Genomic DNA, 24,929 nt, shown 5'->3' on the forward strand with positions numbered 1-24,929 from the left:
TCGTCAACCTACCCGTCGTCTTCCCAGAAGCATACAGCGTAGATTTCATAGGCGCCGCGTTCGCATAGCGTCTTGAAGCCGCTGTAAGGGCCGCGTAAAGGAAGACCAAAATTGGAGTCATGCGGTTTAACGAAAAATCAAAGTGCGAAATTGAGGCACGCTGTCGGCCACAGGAATATGCAGTTGCAAGACCACTATCGCTGCACACCCGACACCGAAAGGCATTAGATTCAATTTACTTATATGAAAATGTTTAATTTTGAGCGGCACCTTTGCTGCACCACAGCCCAATTCAGAACAAAACCAGTTGAGCCAACGACGATTGTTTTGATGACTTGACAAACCCAGAAGTCCCAAAAGCTCCGAGCAGTGATTGGGCGATGCTAAGGTCAGCGGGAGAAGCAGGAGTCAATGCACCAGCCTCGCTCAGGAGGTCTATCAGAACGGACGGACTGGATGTCATAAAGAACCTCTCTTGTTGGGTAAGCTTTACCCCCACTGCCATACTCATGGATATGGTTTGCTGAGCCTTTGGCATCGCAGCTCTCAATCGGCGCTCGGGCACAGTATCGGACTCATACCCCGCAGCCGTAGCGAAAGCAAAAAGCGCTCTGTGAAGCCCGTCCATGCTGAGATCCGCCATGAACTGCCGCAGGAGGTCAAATCCAAATGCAGCCGGAAACCTCCACGGAGAAGCACCGCTGGAAATGCGATTTTGATCATCCATCCTATGGTCTATGAGCTGCGCGATGAACAACTCGCCATCTGTAGGGGAAGAGCGAAAGTCAAGCGACGTCCATGGATGACCGCAGTCACACAAACAGAGCGCTGGTCGCGTCCATTTCAACGGCGCGGAACAGGCCGGGCACCTGTCGATCAACAAGCGATGGTGCCGGGCACACGCAACGCAAAGCGTGAAATCCCATGCTGCTCGGCAATATCCAAACTCGTTCACGCAGTCTGGACATACACGAGGGTAGGAGCGATTGAGGAAATAGCTTCGGCCCAGGTTGTGGCCCATGTAGGTTAAGCCCTCCACGCGCCGTCCACCCTGGGTTGACTCTAGTGCATAAGACAATCGCTGCACACTAGCTCCAAACCACTGAGCAAGCTGAGGAGCGTCTTGGGCGCAAAGCGTCTGGAAGCGCGAACAACCCAGCATTTTCTTGACGCGTGCAATCCCACCTAAGCCGTTGCTGGCGGCCATCCTAAGCACGTAGCCTTGCCCTGACTCCCCCGGCCAAATGTCGTCCTGGATGGGGAGCGAATACTGATCGCAATCGAATTGCAACTGCAGGATGCTCATGGTGCGTCCCCACCTCCTGGTCCCCGCATCTCGCGTAACTCACCGCGAATAGTCCACAAGGCGTCTGCAACAGCGAGGCGCCGAAAAGGATTGACCCTCCATTGCCAAGGAGGCCGGAACTTTTCCGACTTCTCGATATTGGGTATCACCCCTTCCCGAAAGCAGCTACCGTCCAACACCCACAATTTTTCTTGCTTAAGCAGCTCGTGGCGGCGTCTAACATTGACCTCAAATCGTGCTGCTGCAAGTCGACTACGATCTCTGACCACATAGACATATTTCGCAGCCAATCGCTCGGCATCGCCAATACTCAAAGGCCGACCGCTCATCCACCATGGAGCAAAAATTGATCTCAACTTACGCTGTGGTTCTTTGTAGTAATACCGACCTTGCACCCCTGACACCGATAAACTCATACCGCACTCAGCGCACTCGGATAGATGCAAGGCAGGACTCTTCGTCAATATTGCCCGGTGCACAAAAATCGGTTCGCCGCACGCGATGCATCCTTCACTCAGCGGCTCTTGATGCTCCCAACACTCACGTACGCCCCGTAAGCGCCAATACCATCGCAAATGGGGAATTTTATCTTCTGCGAAGCAAATAGGACACCATCTATATGCAGGCTTATTATTGAACATTCTGAGCAGATCGGATGAATTTTGGGTCTGAGACAGAGCTCCCAAAATCGTCATATCGCTATGATTGAGAATCAGCCCAGGAATTTCCACCAATTCTTCAAGACGCTGAAAAGAATACAACCGCTGAGGTCGATCCCAGTCGCCTTTGTAAGGCGAATGATCCAGCACTCGCTTAAATATACCAACCGAGTACTGGTGATCACCACATACTCGCTGAATCCACGACGCACAACTCTCACCCGCCAAAGGCTGCTTTGCGGCCCAAAGACGTGATATGGTCATGGAATCAATGGCTCTGGTGTTGTAACTGCTGCTCATCATCGGCTGCGTTGGAAAGGGTCATTGGCCGAAGAAACATCCCCTTTTACATCCCGCAACCCTTTTGACAGAGACTCTAAAGTAACGATCTTTTGAGGTTGGGTCGCCGCATGCATACAGGCGTACATCAACAGACGCTTTAGTGTACGCATGTTCCCCCCAGTGGCCACATGAAGCGCCCGGCATGCGGAGGTGTTCACGATTCCGAGATCTACCGCTTGAACAGCGTGGGAAAAGGCCGCTAATAACTGACGCCATTGCTCATCCAAATCAAACGGATGAATGACGTAGGCGGCCGAAGCACGACTCACGAACTGAGGATTGATCAAAGCCAACCGTTCTAAAGCCCTCGTTCCTGCTCCGATTACTGGGAGATTGAACATGTCCATTCGTACCTTTAACCAGTCCGTAGCAGCCCTGGCCGTAATGTCTTTGTGCCCTTCGCAAACATGCTGCATTTCATCGATCAGGAGGGCTGCAGCACGGCGGCGCTGCAAACCGATACTGACCATGTGATTCAATGCTACCAGCGTCGGACGCGAAGGCAATGCGGGGTAGCCCAAAGCAAGGGTCATTGCTGAGGCAATCCCGCGTTGATCTACGGCGTCGTCCAAAGCAATCTGTAGACAATTGCCCTCAAGCTGAGCTGCCTTGGAGAACTCACGATCGATCAAATCAAGCAGCAAGGTTTTTCCCATGCCAGGCTCCGAGAGGATCAATATGCCGCTTGGGGTGCGCAGTGTGCGCATGGTGTGAATCAAGTCACGGCAGGCATCGCGAATTCGTCTAAAGACCTGGTGATCCACTACAACGTTCAAAATCTGCTCGCCGACCTTGAGAACCTCAGGCGATCGATGCCCTGAATAACTGTTCAATTCTTTATTCATGGATCAATCCTCTAAAGAAAACGCTGGAAATGGCATCACTTTTGGAAGTGCTTGTTGCATTGCAGGGCTGACGAGCATCAAGGGCTCCTGTGAAGGTGGAACAAGCGGGCTCGATGGGGTCATCGGGACAGAGGTCAGTCCCTGCATTCGGATGAGCTTGGCATCCTTGCGAACCCTGAGCCCGCGACTTGCGGCCTGCTCCCATTTGTCTCGAAGACTCCAGATAGCCTTCTCCATCTCCTCGTATGCATTGGCACGGGTGAGACGCTTTTTGGCTTCTTCACGTACGATTTCAAGCTGGACCAACGACAGGCCACAGCCATCGTTGAACAAGGGGCGCTGCAACGGTACGTTCAACCAAGACTTAGCCCTGGGCAAATGGACAAAAACACTACTGAGATCGTCCGGATTGAAACGGATCTCGGTCCGAAAATTCTCGTGCTTCATCCGACGGTAGTCTTGCAACTCCTCGGAGTTGAAGCGGAGGTACTTGAAAAACACACCATCACCATCCACAGTTCGATGGGCATTCAGTCCACACAGGAGGTCAAGCCCCGACAGCTGCGTCGGGAACATTGCTGGAGGACTCGACTGCCGCCCCTCTTCCCACAGATCCCAGGATCTGCAAAGCGTGGTGGCATTGATGCTCAAGGGGTGAGTTTGAGATGCCCACTCAATGAGGCACGTGCACAAATCATCAAAGATGATGGCCGACGTCTTTGACGGGTCAGGAGCAACTGCATTGCGGATGACGGTATGCACGCGACCATGACTTGGCAGTACACGATTCGACTCCTTGATCGCGCGCTCAATAGCAGGCTTGAACCACGGCTGCCGGACCGGATTGAACAGCATGTCACATCGCAGTTCCCAGCCGATTCGCTTGAACTGGGCCGAATGAAACTCCAATCCGTTGTCCACCACAATCAGTTCGGGTACGCCCATCGCAGTCCAACGCAATGGATGCTCATCAAGCGCTTCCACAAGTTCCTCCTTAGGAAGAATTGAGAACTTGAGGGCTCTGGCCACGGTAGCAGCTGATGGGCCATAAAAGCTTACGTACAGTCCAAGCAAGTAGCCTGAATACCGATCTATCAGGAGTGTGATCCAGGGTCTTCCCAGAGGGACACCAGTTCTCGGATCAATGACCCACACATCCAGCAAGGTATGGTCGACCTCTACCCGCTCCATGATGCGTGTGCTCATATCTCCGTGTAGGCTGTAGCGCCAGTTGTTCTTGGCGTAGCCCATACCAACGCGTTTGCAATCGCGGATATATGGGGGTATCTCTGCAACCCGTCGATCCACCGTTCGCTCCGAAGGAGCTTTCAGGTCCACTCCATGCTGGCGGTTGTGCTGCGCGATGGTCCTTTTGATTTCTCCATGCACCTCTCTGACGGAAGGCCCACGAAGTGACAAGTAGCTCTTCGACAAGATCTGGTTGACGATCTCATCAACTGTCGCTGAAATGCGCTTTGGCCGAACGACGAATGCGCGTCTATCAGCGAGTGCGTATGCATTGCGATCAGCACGAAGATAGGTGTGCAGCCAAAGCTCAACCGTGGAGCCAGACGGGCATTTGTGGGTAGAAATCGGCCGCTCCCCGCACCTCACGGCATCAATATGCCTGCTCCAGACCTGGTTTGCGACAGTCGCACACTGTTCCCTCGAGTAGGTCCGGCAGGGCTGATTAAGCACCGCTTGCACGAACTCCATACGAAAATCGATGAGCGCCAGCTGCTTTGGACTCCAACTAACAGGAAGCGCATGCCCTGCAGGTTGTGGCCCTGGTTGAGCAGCGGGTACGGAGGTGGGCTTGAACTTACCTTCGAAGATGTCCTTAAGCAGACGAAACGCCTTGAAAGTACAGACCTCGAAAGTGTCCAGATACTTGAATTGAACGCGACCATCACCCAGGTCGCGTTCAAACTCCAGTTGCCGATCACCGTGCCTCAATACCAAACCACGACTTAAAGTAATCATGGTGGTCTCCTTTCACAGGATCGATAAAAACGCGTTGATCAGCATCCACCGAGAAATCCGCAGGAACACGGCATTGGTGTCTGGCGACCAAGTTCCAGATCAGTGGCTCTGACAAGCCTTGAGACACAAGAGCCTTGATGGAAGTGTCCCCTTCGCACACTCGACGCATCGTTTGCAAGCATTCCAGAGCCTCTTCGTCCGTGAAGCGCAGCCGCCCATACCGCATCAACAGCAGTGCGCGGGTGGCTAGCGCCTGGCCGTCAATCAGCTTGTCTGTGATGACGAGATAGCGCTGCCCATCGGCGTGCAGTAAGCGTTCAACCCGTTTGAGCTTTTCCTCATGTTTTTTAAGAAACACCTCGGGCTTAACTTCAACGATGACGCTGTCTCCGTCGTTGAAAGCAATTTTGAAATCCGGGGTGTACCGCTCAGGCTTCTCGCCACCAGGGAGAGAAAGCGTGACGGGCTGATGGACGATGTCTTTGACAACAGGACAGGCAAGAGCAGCGATCACAAAGCGTCGCTCAAGGTGTGATTCGTGCTCAACAGAGTGATCAAGCAGCCATGCTGCGTTGATGACGCCGACTTCTCGGTGCGGCGAGCGTTTGACGATTTTTCTGGTCATGATGACTCCTACAGAGGGACGTAGACAGCCACACACGCAACAAAAAAGTCACGCGCGCAGCTTGACGTTGTCGCAGCTGCAGGAGTAAATTCCAGCTAAAGGGGCCTAATCCTTAGGTGGTTCGTTCTTCCTGCTGCCGGCGACGCCGATCATTCGAAAGGGTGGTCGGTTTTCGTTTTTTTGGGGGTTGGTTTTTTCCTTCAATCTCTCCAGTTCAGCAGTCAGCACAGACGATCGACAGACCGCAGATCGACGCCAGACTTGATGCCTAGTTCGACGGCAATCTGATGTGACTGGCCTCGCAAGCACTTGCGTTTACCTGCTAGCACCATCCTTGTGAGTTCCGGGCTAAAGCCCCGAGCTCGCGCCCAATCCGCAACACTTACTCCAGCCATGGCCAGGGCGGCCTTGGCTTGAGCTTCTGTCAGCAAAGAAGAGGCGGTGGCTTTGTCGCGCCGAAAGATGGAGATCGGATCACTGGTCATGTGCAGCCAGACATTCTGACCGTTTTATGGGCCTAGCACTACATCGTGATAATCTCCAAATGACGAATTTCACGACGCTTTTATCCCCCTCGCGAAGCAATTCGAAACGTGGTCCGGGCCGCCCTCGGCAGTGCGAGATTGAACGGCTAAGGGCTGCGATCACGTTCACGGAACTGAAACGTGTGTCCGGGTTGAAGTTGTCAACTCTTCACCGTCAATTCGCTGAGCAAACTCCGTCTTACTCATCCGAAGCACACAGTTGGTCCACGCCCGTGGCCTTTCTTCGTTACGGCAGGGGTATGCAAGTACCGAAGCCAACTATCTATGAGTGGCTTCGTCAAGAGTGGCCAGCCGTCTACAGAACCTCACAGTCGCCTTTTTTCAGAGCCCTCACCATGCCTTCTGAAAGGGAAGCCCTAACTGAATTTGCTGCTGAGTTGTATGGCCGCTACGGCCCAGGTCTGCCGCGTGACCTCATCTTCACCTCTCTCAGCAAAGAGGCAATCGGTACTGGACTGCGATTCAGAACGCCAATTTGGCTTCAACCACGCGACGTGGCAGGTCTGATCAATCGACCCGAAATTGGTGCCCTGTGCTTGATCATTCATTGCCTGAAGGTCAACGAAGGAACGGATTCAGAGCTTGACTGTGCAAAGGTTGCTGTCGCTTGGCTTCAAAAATGGGGCATCGGCGAGCACATTCATCAGGATGCGACAGCGTTGCTGGTAGCAGTTCTTCGGAACAGGGTCTTAGGGCTACAAGAACTACTAGCTGTGGACTCGCAGTGGCAAGCGTTAGCGATTGACTTGAGTGCCGAGTGCTACAAGCCAGTTCCAAAAACCAGATTCATACCCTTGCTCCCCATACCTGGATGAGCGCCCTCAGACCAACTCGCTCTGCGATTCCGACCTTACTAAGTTGTCGGTTGGACTTGAGCTTGGAGTGAATCGTTGCCAACGGCCCGGCGTTGAACCCACCAGGCGGAAAACTGAGCCAAGTTCACATGCTGAGAGGATGCCAAGCTCAGGTCCGCGCCTTGATTTGGTGAACCATGAGGATCTCTCAGGATCAGCGCAGAGTGGATGTCTGGATGTACGCCCTTCAGGTACGGCAAGTAGTCATCCACAAATGCCTCAGGCTTCAAGACATCAAGTACCTGTGCCTTGGGACTCACGCTGGCTTGGTCGTTATCTGTTGCGATCACCCTCTTGATCGGAAACCCCAGATCTTGCAGGTTCTTCAATCGAGCCGCCTCGAACTTAGATGGCAAGGCAGAGACGCACACCAATTCATACCCAGCTTCACAAAGGGTATGACACGCGTCGATAGCACCATCAATGGCTGGCACTGTCGTCCAAAACTCATCATCGAACGTAGCCCGGAGGCGATCAAGCGCGGCCCCAGTCAATCGGGGCACGCCCCAGCGATCAACGGCCCAGTAAGCGTTCGGGTTCACCAACCGAGGCTTCACTCCAAAGGCTTTCTCCCATGACCGGCCATAGGCCAGGTTGAAGTCGAGCAATACGCCGTCAGCGTCCAGAGCAATCAAACCTCGATACATGCTAACCACCTTGTTCCCGCAAAGCCGTTACGGCGAAATGTCTACCTATCACTTCACCGATACCTAGTTAGGTGTTTTGCAGCCGTTCTGAAAACTTCGCGCCAGTCGGTATCGCTTGAAGACTGAAGGAGCAATCGGTGAACGCCCCTTTTGTAGGCTGGCCATGCATGGCTTAGCCCGTAGCCTACAGTAGACACCAGCGACACGGCATCCACATTGAGGCTTCAAGAGGGGCCTACCACCCTGAGCGCAACGAGCAAGTGAAGATGCTTTGAAAGCACTTCTGGGACCTTGCCGCCAGTGATCAGAACTCCGGCCTCCATGTTCATTTCCATCGCGTGGCCAGTTAAATTAGCGCTTGTAATGAAACAGACTTTACTGTCGGCGACAACCACTTTGGCGTGAACTCGGCCACCAGAGTAGGCTGCAGCCTGATCGTGCCAAGCGTAGAGGTTGGCGGACGGGACCAGTGCTCTCATCTTGCCTATCGCATCGAAAGTGATGCTGCCGCCGTGATCTTTGGACAATTCAAGCAGCATTGATACAACAACCCCGCGATCACTTGCAGCATTCAACGCCTTGACAATGGCCGACACGTCGTAGGCTACAAAGCTGGTGATGAACAACGACTTTTCAGCGGAATTGATGACTTGCAGAAGCGCCTGCTCTGTTCGGCGCGCCGATACGAAGGGCGTGGTCGGACCAGTCCACACGAGTTCGGTGGACTGCTCCGAGGCCGCTTTGGCGTAAACGTGGCTTGCAGCGATAAGCATGGATGCCAGTTCGTCAGAACCGACCTCAGTGTTTTGCCAGGCTGCTGCCAGCTGCTCTACCACGCTGCTGGCGACTGGGGTTCCGACCACACTCGGCAATGTCGTCGCAGCCTTACGGGCATCAGTTCGACGAACACGGGCGGCGACTGCATGTATCTTTTCAGGCGAAACCAGAGAGACCAAGGCTGCAATAGCATCCAAAAGTTCATCCACGTCAGAAACCCTTGAAGAAAGCAGCGTTGTCGCGTTCGAGTGTTGGTATGAGCAGCGATCGGTCCAGATACCGATTGCCCCGCTCGCAAGATGTCTCCGCCACTAAAGAGCACGCATGGCAAGCAGCCCCATGCAATGAGCGATCTTTTTCGGGGTCATGTTCCGAGCAGAGCGGATCTGATGAGCAGATCTTCGAACGATTCAGTGCTTGCTCCAGCAGGCGGCCAAGGTTTTCTGGCTTCCCGAGGTCGACAAGGCCACCCAGCGTGCCGTCAGAATCTGCTGCTGCGGTGTAGATGAGGATCCCCGCCTGCGGGCTGTCGCCCGATGTATCGGCATAGATGCGCTCACGAATGCTCGCAGCGTTGTATCCGCACTCCAGCGCCAGCTCACGAATCAGCAAGTGAGACAGCGTGTGCAGCATCGCATAACGAATGCCGGGGTAACCTTCGTTCGGGTCGAGATGACGCGAATTGCGCCACCCCTTGTGACCACCACGGAGCATCTGGTCGACCTTCTTCACACCATCCAGAGCCTCCCACGTGACCAGCGCGGCTTCGTCGAACTGGATGAAGATTCCTTCACCATGAACCTGGTTGGCTGGCACCCAATCCGGCTTGCTGCGTGACAGGCTTGCCATTTGGGGGCGCTCATTCGGATCGCCGGACTCTTCTGGTGCTTCGACCCGAGTGAAGCCCAACAAGGCATTCACCTCGCGCAAGCGCTCAAGGAGCAAGACTCGACTGATATGGCCTACGAGGCCCTGTGGCGTGCTGACCTTCTTGCTCATGAAGTGCGGGTAGTCCGTGGGCGGGTTGGCCTCTGTCAGTACATCCCACTCGGGCCCTTTGATGTCGGCCTCACCTACGACATCCTGCCCGCCGCCGGAGCGATGTGCCTCAATGGCCGACCAGATCGAGGCCGCCGCATACTTGTCTATTCCTGGCAGCGCACCAGTCTTCTTCAAGGTCTTCACCGTCACCGACACCTCGGCTTCGGATTCAAGTTCGTCGAAAAACTCCCAGCCATCCTGGATCAGTTGACTGAGCGGGTCGTTGATCTGGGGAATCGCGAGCGCCGAGAGCGTGATGGGGAACCAGCTATTCGTGGCACCCAGCAGAACCGCGCGCGCTTCCTCATCGCATTCGTGATCGAAGTGGTCTAGGTGGGGATGTCGCCCTCGGCAACCCGGCAGATTCTCCTTTCCTGCCTTGCCGAAGGCGTGCGCCATGCTTCGAGATGCTCCACATGCATCACATTTCACCCACAGGTTTTCCGTTTGCAGCGATGCGCCACTCTCGAAGAAGCGCAGCGTGCCTTTGCACGAGCTGTTGCCGCCGTGAACGAAATAGTGCCAAGGAAAATCGTCGAGGTGACCATCGCGGCAGGCCAGCAGGAAACGTGCGGGAACGGCATCCGCATCCTTGGCCGGCTGATCGCCTTTGGAACCACGGCAGCCTTTGTGAACGAAGCGGGTTCGCTCCGGCCTGAAGCGGTTCTCCTTGATCTCGAACAGACCAGCATCGAAGGGCGACAGCAGGCCGCATTTCACGCAGCGCATCCAGCGCGGGAATGGCCGGACGGGGACACCGATGTTAGCCTCAGCCGACCAGACATCGACGAGTTCACTCTTCTGGAATGGCGGCATCCGCAGGTTCTCGACCTGCGACCCCAGAACCTTCCGAACGGCAGCAAGCAGCCGCGCCTCTTGAATCGGCTGGCAGCGATCCTTTTCCCATCTATCGATGCCGAGTGTCACTACGGAAAGGCTGGGCAGGTCGATCAGCGCACCGGGGCCATAGGTCCACAGTAATTGGCTGGGGCGCACTTCGCCGACTGGCGTTTTGTTGTTGATGATCATGTTCAATCCTCATCCTTCGTTGCGGGACGAGGTTTCCAATCGTGATCGTCCATGATATGGCTCGTGTTCATGATCAGACGCACGCCGGGCTCGACCTCTCGCATCGACATCGGCACGGTCCAGTTGTCCCAGGCTTGAAGTCCTGGCGACTTGATCAATGCCACGGTCTTGTCTTTTTCGGGGCCGCGCTTCTCATACGCCAAGATCCGTCCGCCCTTGCTGACTTCCTTCGCCCATTCGTCGGCACGCTCTTTCAGCTCGGTCTCGGCCAACTGTTTACGCGAGTTGTCTTCAGCGACATTGCCCGCGCGAGTCGCCAACATCTTGATGGCATCCGTCATCTCAGCCTGGTTGGACATGCTCAGTTGGCCCGCGCCTTCGTTCGGGCTGAACACATCATTCTCAAGGCGCATCAGACTCAGCATCGCCCCCGTCAAGCCCCGGTCCATCGCGCGCGGTGAGAATGGCGTTACGGATTGCGCTTCGACGTGTTTGTAGAACGTGGCGTGGTAATGCTCGAAGGTTTCGTAATGCGACAGGTCGCGTGGTCGGGCCCACGTCAGCACCGTGCAGACCAAGCCGGGGAAGGAGCGCCCCACACGGCTGGTGGCCTGAATGTATTCGGCGGTTCCCTTGGGTTGCCCATTCACGGCCATCAGCCCGAGTCGGTTCACGTCGACACCCACCGACAGCATGTTGGTCGCCAGCACCACATCAATGGCGCGCGTGTCGCCTTCTTGCCATCGGGTCACGTACTTGCCGGTAGCGGTGTCGAACTCGGACTTGAACTTGACCTCAAGGTTGTCCAGGTACTTGGGAATATCCTGACTCGATACCCGCGACGTCAGCTCGCGAATGTTGCTGATGCTGCGTTGTGCCAATGCGGGCCGCTCCACCATGCTCATCTGCACGCGATAAGAACGCGTCTGCACGTCGTCCTCTGCCAGCCGCTTCATGCCGCCCAACTCACGCAGAGAGTTGAAGTAGCCGACCATGGTCATGTACGGGTCAGCGGCTTCGCCAAAGTGATCGAACAGTTCCTGTGCCGCCGTCAAGAACGCGGTGTAGACACGGATCAACATCGCGGGGCGCGAACTGCCAGGGGAGCACACCCCGAGGTAACGCCGCCCCGGCTTGTCTTCGATCGGTCGTTGCACCGAGAAGAAGTTGTCCTCCACGTCAAGTCCATGCGGGGGGAACACCGAAACACGGCGCATGAAGACGTTGTTCACTTGCTCCTTGGCTTTGCGCACTGTCGCCGTGGAGGCAATGATCTTCGGCTTGACTGTCTTGTCATTGAACATCCAGCCGCACAGTTCATCCACGGCGGTCTCATACAAACCCACCATGGTGCCCAGCGGCCCACTGATCAGGTGGAACTCATCCTGGATGATCAAGTCAGGCGGGCGGATGGGGCTGATGGTCTTTACCTTTGAAGAAGGAAGCCCCTTGCCAGCCTGGTGGTTGCCATTGCAATCGGCACCTTGCCAAAGCAGTCCGTGGCGCTCGCATTCCTGGCCCACACGACCAAACAGTGTGCGCACCTGACCACGCCACGCCATCATGGCGAACTTGTCCACGGTGGCGATCATCATCGTCGGTGGGCGGTGGTATATCTCTTCGTCGACCACCAGCACAGGAATCCCCGGATGTGGCTGCTTGCTGGACTTGCCCTTGGAAAAATCGCAGCGGCCTTTCTTGTCGCCGCAATAGACGAAGGTTCGGCCAGAGCCTTTGTCGACCTCCACATCCCGTCCGGGTGCCACTTCCGAGCCGCACCACGGGCAACTGGTGAGCTGCGCGGGTGATGCCGCTCCGGCGTTGTATTTGCCGGGGTTGCGTACGTCCTCAATGGCGCGGTGACTGTCCTCGGTTGTACCTGGCGTGACCTTATTGCCAACCCAGAGGCCAATGGTGAAGGGTTCCGTACCGAGAGATTTGTCGCCCTTATCCAGCGCTTCACGGCGCAAAACTTCCATGGCGCAAATCAAAGCCGTTGCGCGCTGGAACTGTTGCAGCGTCAGCAAGCGTAGGGTGTAACGCATGATCACGGCCAAACCGCGTGAGCTGTCATATCCGCCAAGATTGCCCTGCATGCGCCGGATGGCCATGGTGAAGGCCGCCACGCCCAAATAGGCTTCGGTCTTGCCGCCGCCAGTGGGGAACCACAAGAGATCTGCGTAGGCCTCGACAGGCTCAATGCGATCCGGGTGGCTCGGGTCTGCCAGTGACGGAATCGAGAGCAGCAGAAACGCCAACTGGAATGGACGCCAGCTGCGGTTTTTCAGCACGTCGAACTTGTCGATGGTGACATCCTCGCCCCTGCGCATGGCCAGCGCGTATTGGCTGCGCACGCGTTGCGTCGCCATCGCTCGGTTGGTAAACCGAAATGCGGCCAGCGCTTTCTCATTGACTTTCAGCGTGTCGATACCCTGTTGCAGGCGGGTGTGGATCTCTTGGCATCGGTCCATCGCCTGTTGCGACTGGGTGTCGTAGCCGGTCACTTCTGCCCCGATGCGAGCCCGTTGTTCATCAATCCATGCGGCGTAGTCCTTCGTCAACATGCTCAGGGCGTCGATCAGCGGATCAATATCCAACGTCGCCAGCCGCTGCATATCGAGCAAACCGCTGCTGACCATCTCGCGCATTGCCGGCCGATCACTTGGATCAAGTCCGGGCGTCTCCGTGACCTGCACCTCATACTGTGGCATCACCGTGGTGCGCACCTCGGTGGCCAGTGTCACGTCGTCTGCGGTTTCGGCATGGACGGCAACGCCATGGCCCACGGCGAATTCGACGCGGTTGCGGTAGATCATCTCCAGCGCTTCACGCTCAGGGTCCATGCCGTCAGCGTCCAGCACTGGCCTGCGCCGGAAGATGGCGCGCTTGGCGGCATCCTTCTCCGAGCGAACGATCAGCTCGGGCTGGAACACCCACGCTGTATCGCGGTTGGTGGGAGGCTCTTCCTGTGCATTCACCAGGAACAAGGTGACCAGTCGATCGCCATTGGCATTTTTGGCCCGAATGGAACCCTGCACGCGAACTTCGGGGAACTCGTTGTCCGGTGCCTGATGCGGAATCACGCCTTCGGTCAGCGGCAGCACGATCTTGCCGCCACAGGGAATGCGTTGCCAGACCTTGGCCTTGGTCTGCACTTCCGCTCCGGTTTCCTTGTTCTTACGGGTGCGGAAAATCTCGTGCTCGTCGCTGCGCTCATACCGACCCCAGCGCGCCTCGATCTCGATCTGATCGGCATCGCCATTCACACAGAAGGTCATACCAAGGCTGCTGGGCACCAGCGACTGGTTACTGGCGGCATCAATTTCGTCGGACGAGTCCGATTCCGGCTCCACACGCCCGGTAGCGGTTCCAAACTCAGCACCCGGTTCGTGCCGCCCTGGAGCCTTGGCCTCAGTGGGCTCTTCTGCGTCGTCATTGGCCAGTGGCCCGTCCAGCCCCTCAATGCCGCCTTGTGCGGCCTCACGCGGGGCCAGTTTGCCAACCAGGTAGCGGTCGCGCACCCCCATGTCGACGATGCGTTCACGGGGACCGCCAGCCGGGCCGAGCAGGTCGTCCATCACCGCCAATTGCAGCAGTTCGCGGATATAGGCCTGATCCTCAATGGTCGGCACTTCTGCGATGGTCTTTTGCAAGGCCTTGGGGAGCGTCTCCAGGAAGTCCGTCCATTGAATACGGCCAACGCTTCCGGTGGATGGTCGGGTGAGTGACGTATGGGCAATCGGAACCGCCGGATCGACCAACAGCATGCGATCGAAGTAGATCGTGGTGGTTTCCAGATCAGACCGAACCCGCAGCACTCGTCCGACCCGCGTGATGTGAGCAGCGGAGTTCAGGATCAACACCCAATCGTCATCAGCGATGGCTTGATACAGCGAACGCTCGCCATTCAGCCGCAAGGTGTAGGGGGCCAAAGTGAGATCGGCTGCAAGGCCATGATCGATGGCGATCCATGCGTTCGATGATTTGGTCGATTTGTCAGTTGTCATTACTTTCCTCCGCACCCTTGTCGCTTTCGGCTTTCCGCGCAGCATTCCAGAACGTGTTGAAGACAAGCCTCAACCCCATCCACCACGCGTAAATCGCATGAGTTGACTGAAATGAATCGTCGTCCAAGAGGCCGTGCGCCAATTCGTTACGCAAGTTCGGCCCCAAGGCATCGCAGAACAGCGCCTTGATCTCAAAGGACAAGTCTTTCCCGAATACCGTTTCTGTTTCTGGCAAGCCCATCAGGGTGCTCAAGCCGTTTTCGTTCTCAATGCCATCAATGTCGAGATTGGTGGTTTTCACCCCAGCATTCTTCAGGTGGAACCGAACCATGTGCTCTATCTGAGGCGCCAGCAGATGCATTGCTACGGTGAAATCGCGGTCATAGCCAGCATGGAGCGCCTTGCCGAATAGGCGTTCTCGGGCGCGTGGAACGATTGGGGACTGACTTGCGAGACCAATGAAGTCATCCTCACGCAAGCGATGCTCTTGCAACAGCACTTCGTGGGCAGGCCATATGTCGCCATGCACGACGATGTTGATCAGAATCTGATAGTCGTGGACCATTTGCGCCCACAACGCTGGGTCGTCACTGGCATCAGTATTGGCGAATCCGGCTGCTGGCTGCTTGGCAATGACCCGGCCATCACGAGACAGATGCGTGCTTCCGGCCAAACGACGTAAAAGGCTCTGCTGCAGGATTTTTTCTGCCGCTGTGCGAATTTTATTTACCCGCGCCCCTTGGTAGATGTTTGCAAACGAGAACAAGGCATCCTGTACTGACTTTCCTGCAACCGACTTGCGAGAATTTTCAACAAGCTCGGAGATGTCTATACCTGGGGTTTTGACCGAACCAAGTTCATCTAGTGACTTTTCTCCAGCATCACTCATATGCCGATGCAATTTGGCAATTCGTTCATCGCCTTTATGAATTGCTCGCTGGCTGCGTGGAATGCTGCGGTAGATCTGAATGGCTTTTTCGTAAAAACTCGCAGCAACCATATGACTGGGTTGGTCGGATGAGACGCGGGAGATTGCCTCTTTCACCCATCCTTCAGCGACTGCGACGGTCATTTCTGCCGATTTGGCTTCGTCACCTGACCGCTCAAACCATCGGCTTGCTGCATCGAAGAACTCACGGGAGCGATGCAGATCACCATTCCCCTCAAATTCAACAGCCAGAATATTTAGCTTCTGCGCAATGACTGACGAATGCGTTCGACCAAAGCCATTTGAATCCAATAGATCAGCCAGCCACAGCCCAAGAAAACCGCATTCTTTGGTCGAATTGTTGAAGGTGTCAAGAATGGCTGCTTCCATCTCGGTCAAGCGCGTTCCTGCGCCAGCTTTCAACATGCGCGCCAAGCTGATAGCACGCTCCCAGCATTCGTGGCCACCACGAACCCACGTTTCTGTATCCAATGGGATCAGCCGATATGCGTCGATCGCCGCGAGCGCAAACTGGACGTTTCGTGGACGCTGCTTCAGCCAGACGAGATCAGCTACTCGTGCCTTCAACCATGCATCATCGATTGCATCGACAATCTCGGCATAAAACGCGATGTCTGATTCCGAGAAATCGTCAGGGACTACCGAACGTCGACCTTCCATCACCATGAATGGTTTGAAAGGCTCATTGAGGCTTTTCGGCGAGAGCATCATCGAGCAGGCATCTGCAAGCAACCACAGCGCTTTTCCGTGTGATGGGCGATTGTCTTCTGATGCCTTTCTGGCGGCACTGGAGAACGCTTGCCACATTGATGAATAACCTTCGCGCTCTCTGTCGGCCAGCGAGATTTTCCAGCCGCACGCTGCAAAGTCTTGCCCCGTGACGATCAGGCCAGCGGAGTAACGCTGGTCAATCATGCGTTGCCTCCCGCAAACAGATCATTCACGGACTGATCCGAGGCAGTCTTAGAATGTTGGCCGCTTTTAGCAGGTATTGAGGTTCGCGTCTTACCGCCGGAATGCACCCCTTGTGCTACCTCTTCCAAATACCGCTTGCGATTTAGGTCAGATAGCCGTCGCAACACTTCAATACGTGCCGACTCTGATATCGTGAAGCGGATGCGGTCGTTTTCGGGCAGGTACGGAACTTCGTGGAAACCGTGTTCAAGGTTGATGTCGCCCCAGTTATAGGCGCGCATGACGTTGGAATCCACATCAATTTGAAGATCACGTAACTTGCAGACATCTTGATCTTTATATTCCGGATCGTGAAAGAGGTTATTTAATTTCGTGAGCCCCATTTTCGATGACATCATGAAATCATGGCGCCTCTCATGATATTTCTCGCCCACCTCTGAAAGAAATGACGGAAAGTCATCCATTTGATCCTGCACTGAATCAGGAAGTGGAAATGTGTCGGCACATCTCTTAGGGCTATATACAAAGTCGCTCTTTCTACGCAACCCCCAACGCCAAGCCCAATGAAGATGAATGTTGGATTGCAGAATGGAAAACAACCCCCAGCAATTTGCCGGGAAAACGACAAGCTTATGTTTGAGGATTGCATCAACGTGCGGCACAGCACAGAAATTTAACAGGGTCGACGTCTCGCCACATGCGAAAGCTAAGCGAGATTTACTCAGCGCCGTTTGTAATGCCAAAGCAGGCGCGGAATGTGCGTATGCCTCAGCGTTCAAGAGTGTCTTATGTCTTGTGTGGTCTGGAATAGATGAAAGCCATTGGGAGTACTTTCCCTTGGATATCGCGCGGGGTGCGCACATGAAGTCAATTAATCCATAGATTTCCTTTCCTCCAAGTGTCGGCACCATGAACGCATCCAGCTCTGGATATTCTTTTAGAGATTCGCGATAGTTGTCGTAAGAAACTTCTCGATTTGCTGGCGAAAGCTTTGCCCCCAACTTCCCGGACAAACACTGTGATGCCAATACAAACGGCTGAGCTTCATCGGTCGTCTTCGGCAAGAGATCTTCAGTTATTCCAGTCACATCTCGGTCGTTCAGACGAAAATTTCCCTGCCAGCCGTGGGAAAATGAAATGTTTACAACTTCAAGCATCGCAGACCCAGGCCACTTATAAGGACTCCTTGCTGAGTAGAGATGCCAGCCAGTAGTTGTTAGTGGCCTCAGGCAGGCATCAAGAGACTCCCCTCGCAAAATTGATGCGGTCGAAATAAAAGAGAATTTCCCTTCTCGCTGCAGTAATTGGGCCGCCTTTTTAAAAAATCCAACCACCAAGTCCGCTTTACCATGCCAAGGCGGATTTAACCGCTGTAAGCTAGCCATGTAGGTAACGCCAAAAGTTGCCGATGCCAATGTTCCTCCCAAAAAAGGAGGGTTCCCGACAATTGCATCAAAGCCGTAGCCACCGAGTCCAAATACTTCCCCAAACTCTAAAGGCCAATGAAAAGGTCGGCGTTTGGTCTTGTCGCCTGGCAGATCGGTCGAGAGAGTAGCCATTGATCGCTGGTGCATTGATGCGAACACGTCGTGGTTGCCATCAATTGCCTGCCCGGCTTGGATGGCGAGCGACGCCAGCGCGTTCTTCAGTACCGCGTCATTGCCGCCCGCAGCCAACACCTCCCCGATGAACGCATTGGCGATGCATTCCGCTACTTCGAGTCTGCGGCGCGCATCGGCATCTAGATGCGCCATAGCCTCCACATCCCGGATATCGCGGATGGGAATTGCGCGTAACTGCTGTCGCAGTTCAATGGCCTCGCGCACGGCCTGTTCGATGTTCTGGCCGAACAAGCGTAGCTGGCCCTGCCCCGTAGGATTCATCGAAAGCTGGGTGAGCTGATCCAGCCGATGAATGCCCAACAAGCTATCGCCGCAACGCAAATTGTGGTCCAGAAAACCAAAAGGACGGCCCTTGGCCAGCGTCACCAGCCAGATCGAGAGCTTGGCCAATTCAACTGCCAACGGGTTCAAATCGACGCCGTACAGGCAGCGCTCGGCGATGAGTCTACGTGCGATCACCGTGCGGGCTTCGCTGTCGCGAGGCAGAGGCGCCTTGGCAACTCCTGCTTCTAGAACTTCACCATCCATGCACACAGTTTCGCCGGTAGCCTCAACCTGTGACCAAGCCTCGACGAGGCGATCAGAAAGCCAGCGGCATGCCTGCACCAGGAATGCGCCCGAGCCCATGGCGGGGTCGCAGATCTTGAGATTCAATAGTTCGGCGGGAGATTTCAGAATCCATTGATCGCGCGGAGTTCCCTCTGCTGGGCCCACATAGGCTACTGGCCTGAGAGTCTCGGCGACGATCGCTTCGGTCAGCGATTTCGGCGTGTAGTGGGTTCCGGTTTCGCGTCGGTCGGAACCGGTGGTGACGATGAAGGCCCCAGCGGGATAGACCAGCGGATAGCCCCATGGATCGGTACGCAGCAGATGGGCATAGGGCTTGATGCGGTCACGCATTTTGGTATCGCCCAAGCAAGCGGTAAGCAGGCGGTCGGCGAAGGTGTCGTCGACGGGTTTAGCCAGATCATTGCGTACCCGGCTGGCCGAACTGCCGGAACGTTCCTGCAGCAACTCGGTCAGTTGCACGGCACCATCCAATCGAGCCGAATCCAGCTCGGCTAACTTGACCCATGGGGTCTTGGCGCTCTTGGTGGCATCCAGTTCCAGCGTGACCTCATCGGTGCGCTTGACGGTGCGTTCGAGCAGGCCCTCGTACACGTAGCCGATCTGTTCGACATCCAGTGCACGGTAAGACAGCGTGCGCCCCTGAAATTGTTGGATGGCCTCCAGCAACAGCAGCACGGTGCGGTTGTCGATGGGTAGCGGCTTGGCTGCATCGCTGCGCCAGTTCGAGCCTTTGGGCCGACCTTCGAGGAAGGGGAAGCGGTCGGGATCGAACAGCGAACCGCCCAAGGCGGGCAGGCGCAGGTTTTCATGCTCGATGCCGCCAAACACCGCTCGGAAGATCGCCAGCAGGCGCGACCAGGCATCCCAACGGCGTTCGAGAATTTCTTCGGACTCTTTGCGCAACTGCATGCGCAGAGTGGAGAGCGCATAGTTGGCCTCGTAGCGTTCGTCGCCCATCAGAAGCAGGCCGCGTTCCTCGGCGGAGAGCAAGAACACCAAGCGCATCATCACCGTCAGCGCGGCCTCATATAGCTCGGGCTCCTTGACGTCGTGAAGGAGCTCTCGATTGCGATCCTGGTCGGCTTTGTCGAGCGTCTGAATCAGCACTTCGACGGCGCGGCGGACTTGCTCGCCGAGGGCGTCGGTTACTTCGTCTTGGAACTTCAGAGAGCGATCGAACAGTGCGGGCAGTTGTTCGGATTCATCAACAAAGAAGCGACGAATGCCGAGCAGATGCACGAAGGCCTGCAGGGTGATGGGCTCCTGGCTCCAGATGCGGGCATACCAACTGACAAAGGTAGTAACGGCACCCACCGGGGCATCCACCAGCATCCAACGCTCGCCGTTGGTAACCAGTCCGAGCCGACAACCCAATGAACGGCACAACTGAACCATGCGATCGGCAGGAGTCGCAGCCCAGCCGTCTTGCTTCAGCGTTGCATCAATGTCGACATCCTGTACATAGGTCTGAATCAGCAGCAGTGGCTTGTTGGCGTGTTGCTCGTCGACTACTGCATGATCGGGCGACAGCGTGACGCCATGTTCGGGCAAGGTGGCCAGCAGATTGGCCGCGCACCAGTCGGCGCGCTTGAGAACGTCACCTTTGCCGGCTTCATCAAGCTCAAGGCCACGCGACAGCACCTCGTCGATCCAAGCCACGTGCAACTCAGCGAATTGCGAGTCTTCCAGCTCCATCGCTTCGCGCCATTCCTCGTAGGCCTGGCGCAGCCGTTTGCGCTTGGTGGCATCCAGTTCCTCCAGCCCTTGTGGAAAGGATTCCTTCAGAACGGAAACGGCGAGGAAAGGGCCGGAGATCTCGATCAGCGACAGCCAACCATCATGCACGCTGGGAGCACTCATGCGGCATCTCCTTGAACGGCAGATGCAGGCACCAGAAAGATGACCGCGACCGGAAAGGTGCGGTCGTTGAGTTTGGCGTAGCGGGTTTCGATGGCTTCAGCCTCCTGCTGGCGCTCGGCTGGAATGCGTGCAAGACGCGCTTCCAGTGCGGCAGTGTCGCGCCTGAGTTGTGTTCGTTCGTCTTCCGAGAACAACGTAAGCTGCGACGGCTCCTGATCTTTTTTCAGCTCAAGCTGAATGGCTTTCTCAAGCTCATCAAGCACGGAGCCAATGTCAGCTATTTCTTGCTGCTTGCGCGATTGCAGGGTGCTGGTCAGGAACTTGAGCCGGTCTTTTGACCGGGCGTCGACCGCCTGTAGGATGGCGCTCTGTGCACGGTCGAAGCGGGCGCGGAGGGCATCGAACAAAGAGTCTGGGGCGGTCATCGGCTTGGCCTGATCCATCCATTGCTGGACTTTGGTGACGCCGTCCTCTCGGCGGAAAGATTTGTCACCCAGATACCCCCCGGCCACCGTCAGCTCTTCGTGAAGGCGGTGATGGTTGCCACCCGTGACGACCAGTCGCGAGGTGACGACCACGGCAGGGCCGTCGATCAGTGCATCCGGCACCGAACGCACGGTGACGCGATGCAACTTCTTCACATCGTCTTGCGCCCAGACCTCGGCACGCAATAAGCGCAGGCACATCTGCACCAGTCGGTGGTTCAGGTGAACCAGCACCACGTCGTCACGCCCGGTGGCGACGGCGTGATCGAAGGTGATAGGCCGGATTTGCAGTGTGTGGGGGTGGCGCAGACCCTCAAGGCAGCGCGCCCACGAGCCCGACAGTGCAGGCATCTTGAATACGGTTCCTGCTGGAGCATCAGCCAAGGCAAAAGGCTCAAGCGGCGGACGGCCTGCCAACACAAGGCCTGTCTTTACCGCCATCAGGATGTGCTCGGGAGTGAGGTGGAAATCCTGCTGCGTGGTCAGGAGCCGTTCGTGAAGCTTGGCGACTCGGTCTTTCAGTTCGCGCTCGGCGCGCACGAAGCGTCTGGCCTTGGCGATTTTGGCTTCAGCGAGACGGGTGTCGAGGTCTTTGAGCGAGCCTTCGATCAGCCCAGACATTTGGGGTGCGATGACCGGGTTGACGCTGCCCATGTCCGCCCGCATGGATTCGAGCTTCCGCAGAGCCCGGATGATGTCGTCGCCATGGCCACCAATGGTTGCTTTGCCCTCTTCGCCGCCATCGACTGGGTGCCAGATCAATACTTCTTTCTGACGCTGACCGTGCCGGTCGATACGTCCATTGCGCTGCTCCATCACATTGGGGTTGTAGGGAATCTCCAGATGGACGAGGCAGTTGCAGTGGTTCTGCAAGTCGATACCTTCGGACGCGGCATCGGTGGCCAGCAGGATGCGCACCGCAGAGTCCTTGGGCGAGGACTGGAAAGCGGCTTTGACTCTCTCGCGCTCATCCTGCGGCATGCCGCCATGAAGGATGGCCAGACGATCGCCACCGAAACCGTGGCTGGCAAGGATCTCGTGCATCCACTGGTGGGTGGTGCGGTACTCGGTGAACAAGATGACTCGGCGATCATTCCACTGACCATCAGCCTTGAGATTGGTGGCGAGCCAGTCGAGGATTGCTTTGGCTTTGGCATCGACTTGGTTCTTGGCGGTCTGTGCCCACGATCGCAGCTCGTTCAGCATTTGTTGCTGCTCCGCCGTCAGCGGTTGCGCACGTCGTGATGCCTCTTCGACAGCCTCGGACTGCGCGTTCTCGACGTCCTGGTCGTTGGCGTAGTCTTCTTCGACTCGCAGGATGGCTTTGCGCAAAATGCGGTCGGCCATTGCATCCTTGTCCTTGCGATGGCTGCCATTGGCCAGGCTGGCAATGTGCTTTTCAAGGGTGGATGCGAACGCGGCGGGTGAAGAGAAGAGCCGCTTCTTGAGCAACTGGTTGACGAACGACGTGCCGAACCCATTGCCGACCTTTTCGGCATCCTGCTCGCGGCTCGCGCAGTAGTCGTTCAGTGTTTGGTGAATGGCGCGCTCTTGTGGGGAGTACGAGGCCGGCAGCGCTTGCAACTTGCGCTGTGCATAGAGCGGCTTGCCTTCGGCATCGACCAGATCGCTTTTGAGGCGGCGGATCATGACCTGACCCAACTGCTTTTCATCGGGCAGGATGTTTCGAGCGAAACGCTGGTCGTCCAACAGCTCCAGCAGCGATGTGAAGGATTCGGTGTAGCCGTTGTGCGGAGTGGCCGTCAGGAACAGCCGATGCTGGAAGTGCGGGCTGATGGAACGGATGAAGCGTGTGCGCTGGCTCTCCAGCGCGTAGTTCGCACCGGCAGCGGGGGCGATGTTGTGTGCTTCATCGACGACCAGCATGTCGAATTTGCGCGGGTAGCTGGTATGCGCAGGCAGAACATCGCGCATGGCGCGCAGTCCTTCACCGCTTTTGACCCAGTCCATGGACGCGATCAGACGTGGATGGGAAGTCCAGGGATTGGCATGGATACCGCGATCGCGGCGCAACTGCTTGATGTAGGCCGTGTCGACAACCCGGAAATCAAGGCCAAACTTTTCCAGCATCTCCACACGCCACTTTTCTTGCAGCGATGCGGGGCAGATGATCAGGACGGTGCGAGCACGGTGCCGCAGCAGCATCTCCTGAATGACAAGACCAGCCTCAATGGTCTTACCCAAGCCGACGTCATCGGCGATGAGTAGATTGACGCGCGCCATGTCGATGGCCCGTACCAGTGGATCAAGCTGGAAATCCTCAATGCTGACGCCGCTGCGGAACGGCGCTTGCAGAAAACCTCTGTCGGCATTGGTGGCAGCACCCCAGCGAACCGCATCAAGAAAGGCTTCGAGGGTGTCGGAGTCATCTTGGCCGGAGATTGTTGGCAGCCCCGCACGTTCAATGACTTGCGCGCCGGGCTCGATCTCCCAGATGACCTCAAGCTCCTCACCCAGACCATCTTCGTCGATGGATGAGAGGGTCACCGAATTCTGAGGTACACCAACTGATACCAGCTTGGAGGAAGCCACTTCAGCAACGATCCACTGCCGACGCCTGACTTCAACCAACTGACCCGGCTCTGGACGAGCACGATATGTGTGGCGAATTTGTTCGCTCAAAACTTCCATAAAAACTCCCTGTGCTGCCTTGGTATTTTTGTTCGGCTAGCGTTGTCGGACGTTCCGACGGACTTTCGGTCAAGCTGTCACCTGACAGCCAGTTGGGCTAAGTGATCATTGATGCTTCGAGCTATGGCACGGCCGAGGCCAACGGGCACTGCATTGCCGATGAGGCGCCCCAGTGCCGTAAAACTCACTTCACCGCGAGCGGGAACGAAGGCATAGTCACGCGGAAAGCTCTGAATGATTGCGGCCTCCCTCAAGCTGATCGCGCGATCTTGTTCTGGATGTCCAAAGCGACCGTTTCCGAACCCATAACATTGCGTGGTCATGGTCGGGGCAGGCTTATCCCACTCCATGCGACCATAGACCCCCGGGTAGGTCCGACCGCTTTCGGCTTGGTGGCAGTGGGCAATAAGATCCCTCGGCCAATCGCGCCATGTCCCGCCAGGCTTTGAAGCTTTGATTCGCTGCAAGTTCTTTTCCGATAGCGTCGACGAAACGTGCAACTTATCCCGTGGTGCAGCCTCTCCCGCATTGAGCGCACGCAGACGGCCAATCGCCTGCCTCACTGTCTTTGGCTTAGGGCTGGTTGGCGCAATCAACTCAATCGGGCCATGCTTAGACGCTAGAAGCACCATACGACGGCGAGTTTGAGGAACGCCGTACTTGGAACTGTCGACGACATCTGACCAGACCTGGTACCCGATTCGCCTGAGCGTATCAACGAAATCATGAAACACCTTGTGCTTCGCGACGGTCGGAACATTCTCCATAGTGATGACATCCGGCATAACGCCCATTGCTAGACGTGCGAACTCATACAGAAGACCCCATTTCCCGTCTTTGCTATCCGAGTCGTAGCGCTGCGCGTAGGTGGAGAAGGGTTGGCATGGTGCGCAGCCAGCAAGAATCTTCACACTGGCGTCGCCGAACAAGCCACTTAGCTCTGCAGCAGTCACCTGGCTGATGTCTCGCTCAAGAAATTTTGCCCCGTTGTTTACCTCGTAAGGGTAGCGACAAACGGGATCCAAATCGATGCCTGCAACCACCGGCAGACCTTCCAGCACAAAGCCATGCGTTAGGCCTCCTGCACCACAAAACAAATCAACACAAGAAATAGCCACGACGATAGACGAATTGGTTAGTTGTGATTCTTGTACCAGCGCAGCTCAGGAGCACTGGAACCAAGCCCACAACGGGGACATAGCCCCCTGGGATGAGG

Annotated in this window: 15 protein-coding genes; 1 reads left to right on the forward strand and 14 read right to left on the reverse strand. The window is 56.2% G+C overall.

What is annotated here, in order from left to right; genetic code table 11:
• Positions 1 to 292 precede the first annotated feature (292 nt).
• The 6 genes from PSQ39_RS01895 to PSQ39_RS01920 all read right to left on the reverse strand — a co-directional run bounded on the left by PSQ39_RS01895 (position 293) and on the right by PSQ39_RS01920 (position 6,245).
• A complete protein-coding gene (locus tag PSQ39_RS01895; protein WP_273924895.1) occupies positions 293 to 1,306 on the reverse strand; it encodes a TniQ family protein in 1,014 nt (337 codons plus the stop codon).
• Positions 1,303 to 2,265: a TniQ family protein gene (locus PSQ39_RS01900; protein WP_273924896.1), complete on the reverse strand. Its 963-nt coding sequence runs from the start codon at positions 2,263 to 2,265 to the stop codon at positions 1,303 to 1,305. The genes PSQ39_RS01895 and PSQ39_RS01900 overlap by 4 nt, the downstream gene beginning before the upstream one ends.
• Positions 2,265 to 3,152 (reverse strand): TniB family NTP-binding protein, encoded by an 888-nt coding sequence (locus tag PSQ39_RS01905; RefSeq protein WP_273924897.1) that lies wholly within the window; start codon positions 3,150 to 3,152, stop codon positions 2,265 to 2,267. The genes PSQ39_RS01900 and PSQ39_RS01905 overlap by 1 nt, the downstream gene beginning before the upstream one ends.
• Positions 3,153 to 3,155: 3 nt before the next feature.
• A complete protein-coding gene (locus PSQ39_RS01910) occupies positions 3,156 to 5,135 on the reverse strand; it encodes a Mu transposase C-terminal domain-containing protein (protein WP_273924898.1) in 1,980 nt (659 codons plus the stop codon).
• Positions 5,095 to 5,760: a TnsA endonuclease N-terminal domain-containing protein gene (locus PSQ39_RS01915; RefSeq protein WP_273924899.1), complete on the reverse strand. Its 666-nt coding sequence runs from the start codon at positions 5,758 to 5,760 to the stop codon at positions 5,095 to 5,097. Before PSQ39_RS01915 ends, PSQ39_RS01910 begins: the two co-directional genes overlap by 41 nt.
• Positions 5,761 to 5,981: 221 nt before the next feature.
• Positions 5,982 to 6,245: a DNA-binding protein gene (locus PSQ39_RS01920; protein ID WP_273924900.1), complete on the reverse strand. Its 264-nt coding sequence runs from the start codon at positions 6,243 to 6,245 to the stop codon at positions 5,982 to 5,984.
• Positions 6,246 to 6,640: 395 nt separating this feature from the next.
• Here PSQ39_RS01920 and PSQ39_RS01925 point away from each other — a divergent pair, with 395 nt between their 5' ends.
• On the forward strand, positions 6,641 to 7,120 hold the full coding sequence (locus PSQ39_RS01925) for a hypothetical protein (protein ID WP_273924901.1): 480 nt from the start codon (positions 6,641 to 6,643) through the stop codon (positions 7,118 to 7,120).
• Positions 7,121 to 7,158: 38 nt separating this feature from the next.
• Here PSQ39_RS01925 and PSQ39_RS01930 read toward each other — a convergent pair whose 3' ends face one another.
• The 8 genes from PSQ39_RS01930 to PSQ39_RS01965 all read right to left on the reverse strand — a co-directional run bounded on the left by PSQ39_RS01930 (position 7,159) and on the right by PSQ39_RS01965 (position 24,837).
• The gene (locus tag PSQ39_RS01930) at positions 7,159 to 7,806 is read right to left on the reverse strand and encodes an HAD family hydrolase (protein WP_273924902.1); all 648 of its coding nucleotides are present in this window, start codon (positions 7,804 to 7,806) and stop codon (positions 7,159 to 7,161) included.
• 224 nt (positions 7,807 to 8,030) lie between these two features.
• The gene (drmC, locus tag PSQ39_RS01935) at positions 8,031 to 8,792 is read right to left on the reverse strand and encodes a DISARM system phospholipase D-like protein DrmC (protein ID WP_273924903.1); all 762 of its coding nucleotides are present in this window, start codon (positions 8,790 to 8,792) and stop codon (positions 8,031 to 8,033) included.
• 1 nt (position 8,793) lies between these two features.
• Positions 8,794 to 10,653 (reverse strand): DUF1998 domain-containing protein, encoded by a 1,860-nt coding sequence (locus PSQ39_RS01940; RefSeq protein WP_273924904.1) that lies wholly within the window; start codon positions 10,651 to 10,653, stop codon positions 8,794 to 8,796.
• A 2-nt stretch (positions 10,654 to 10,655) separates the two neighbouring features.
• The gene (drmA, locus tag PSQ39_RS01945) at positions 10,656 to 14,660 is read right to left on the reverse strand and encodes a DISARM system helicase DrmA (RefSeq protein ID WP_273924905.1); all 4,005 of its coding nucleotides are present in this window, start codon (positions 14,658 to 14,660) and stop codon (positions 10,656 to 10,658) included.
• Complete coding sequence (locus PSQ39_RS01950; RefSeq protein ID WP_273924906.1) at positions 14,650 to 16,524, reverse strand: DUF4209 domain-containing protein; 1,875 nt, start codon at positions 16,522 to 16,524, stop codon at positions 14,650 to 14,652. Before PSQ39_RS01950 ends, drmA begins: the two co-directional genes overlap by 11 nt.
• Positions 16,521 to 20,576, reverse strand: coding sequence for a DNA methyltransferase (locus PSQ39_RS01955; RefSeq protein WP_273924907.1), 4,056 nt, complete (start codon positions 20,574 to 20,576; stop codon positions 16,521 to 16,523). The genes PSQ39_RS01950 and PSQ39_RS01955 overlap by 4 nt, the downstream gene beginning before the upstream one ends.
• Positions 20,573 to 23,713: a DISARM system SNF2-like helicase DrmD gene (gene drmD, locus PSQ39_RS01960; RefSeq protein ID WP_273924908.1), complete on the reverse strand. Its 3,141-nt coding sequence runs from the start codon at positions 23,711 to 23,713 to the stop codon at positions 20,573 to 20,575. The genes PSQ39_RS01955 and drmD overlap by 4 nt, the downstream gene beginning before the upstream one ends.
• A 77-nt stretch (positions 23,714 to 23,790) precedes the next feature.
• Entirely contained in the window at positions 23,791 to 24,837 is a 1,047-nt protein-coding gene (locus tag PSQ39_RS01965) for a DNA cytosine methyltransferase (protein WP_273925606.1), read from the reverse strand.
• Between the last annotated feature and the right edge of the window lie 92 nt (positions 24,838 to 24,929).

This window comes from Curvibacter microcysteis, from assembly GCF_028649455.1.
Classification (GTDB): Bacteria; Pseudomonadota; Gammaproteobacteria; order Burkholderiales; family Burkholderiaceae_C; genus Curvibacter; species Curvibacter microcysteis.

What these genes read in the sequence shown, in the direction of transcription:
- PSQ39_RS01940 (WP_273924904.1), bottom strand. Translation starts at nt 10,653, where the DNA reads ATGATCATCAACAACAAAACGCCAGTCGGCGAAGTGCGCCCCAGCCAA.
- drmD (WP_273924908.1), bottom strand. Translation starts at nt 23,713, where the DNA reads ATGGAAGTTTTGAGCGAACAAATTCGCCACACATATCGTGCTCGTCCA.
- PSQ39_RS01900 (WP_273924896.1), bottom strand. Translation starts at nt 2,265, where the DNA reads ATGAGCAGCAGTTACAACACCAGAGCCATTGATTCCATGACCATATCA.
- PSQ39_RS01925 (WP_273924901.1), top strand. Translation starts at nt 6,641, where the DNA reads ATGCCTTCTGAAAGGGAAGCCCTAACTGAATTTGCTGCTGAGTTGTAT.
- PSQ39_RS01955 (WP_273924907.1), bottom strand. Translation starts at nt 20,576, where the DNA reads ATGAGTGCTCCCAGCGTGCATGATGGTTGGCTGTCGCTGATCGAGATC.
- PSQ39_RS01905 (WP_273924897.1), bottom strand. Translation starts at nt 3,152, where the DNA reads ATGAATAAAGAATTGAACAGTTATTCAGGGCATCGATCGCCTGAGGTT.
- drmA (WP_273924905.1), bottom strand. Translation starts at nt 14,660, where the DNA reads ATGACAACTGACAAATCGACCAAATCATCGAACGCATGGATCGCCATC.
- PSQ39_RS01950 (WP_273924906.1), bottom strand. Translation starts at nt 16,524, where the DNA reads ATGATTGACCAGCGTTACTCCGCTGGCCTGATCGTCACGGGGCAAGAC.
- PSQ39_RS01930 (WP_273924902.1), bottom strand. Translation starts at nt 7,806, where the DNA reads ATGTATCGAGGTTTGATTGCTCTGGACGCTGACGGCGTATTGCTCGAC.
- PSQ39_RS01920 (WP_273924900.1), bottom strand. Translation starts at nt 6,245, where the DNA reads ATGACCAGTGATCCGATCTCCATCTTTCGGCGCGACAAAGCCACCGCC.
- PSQ39_RS01910 (WP_273924898.1), bottom strand. Translation starts at nt 5,135, where the DNA reads ATGATTACTTTAAGTCGTGGTTTGGTATTGAGGCACGGTGATCGGCAA.
- PSQ39_RS01895 (WP_273924895.1), bottom strand. Translation starts at nt 1,306, where the DNA reads ATGAGCATCCTGCAGTTGCAATTCGATTGCGATCAGTATTCGCTCCCC.
- PSQ39_RS01915 (WP_273924899.1), bottom strand. Translation starts at nt 5,760, where the DNA reads ATGACCAGAAAAATCGTCAAACGCTCGCCGCACCGAGAAGTCGGCGTC.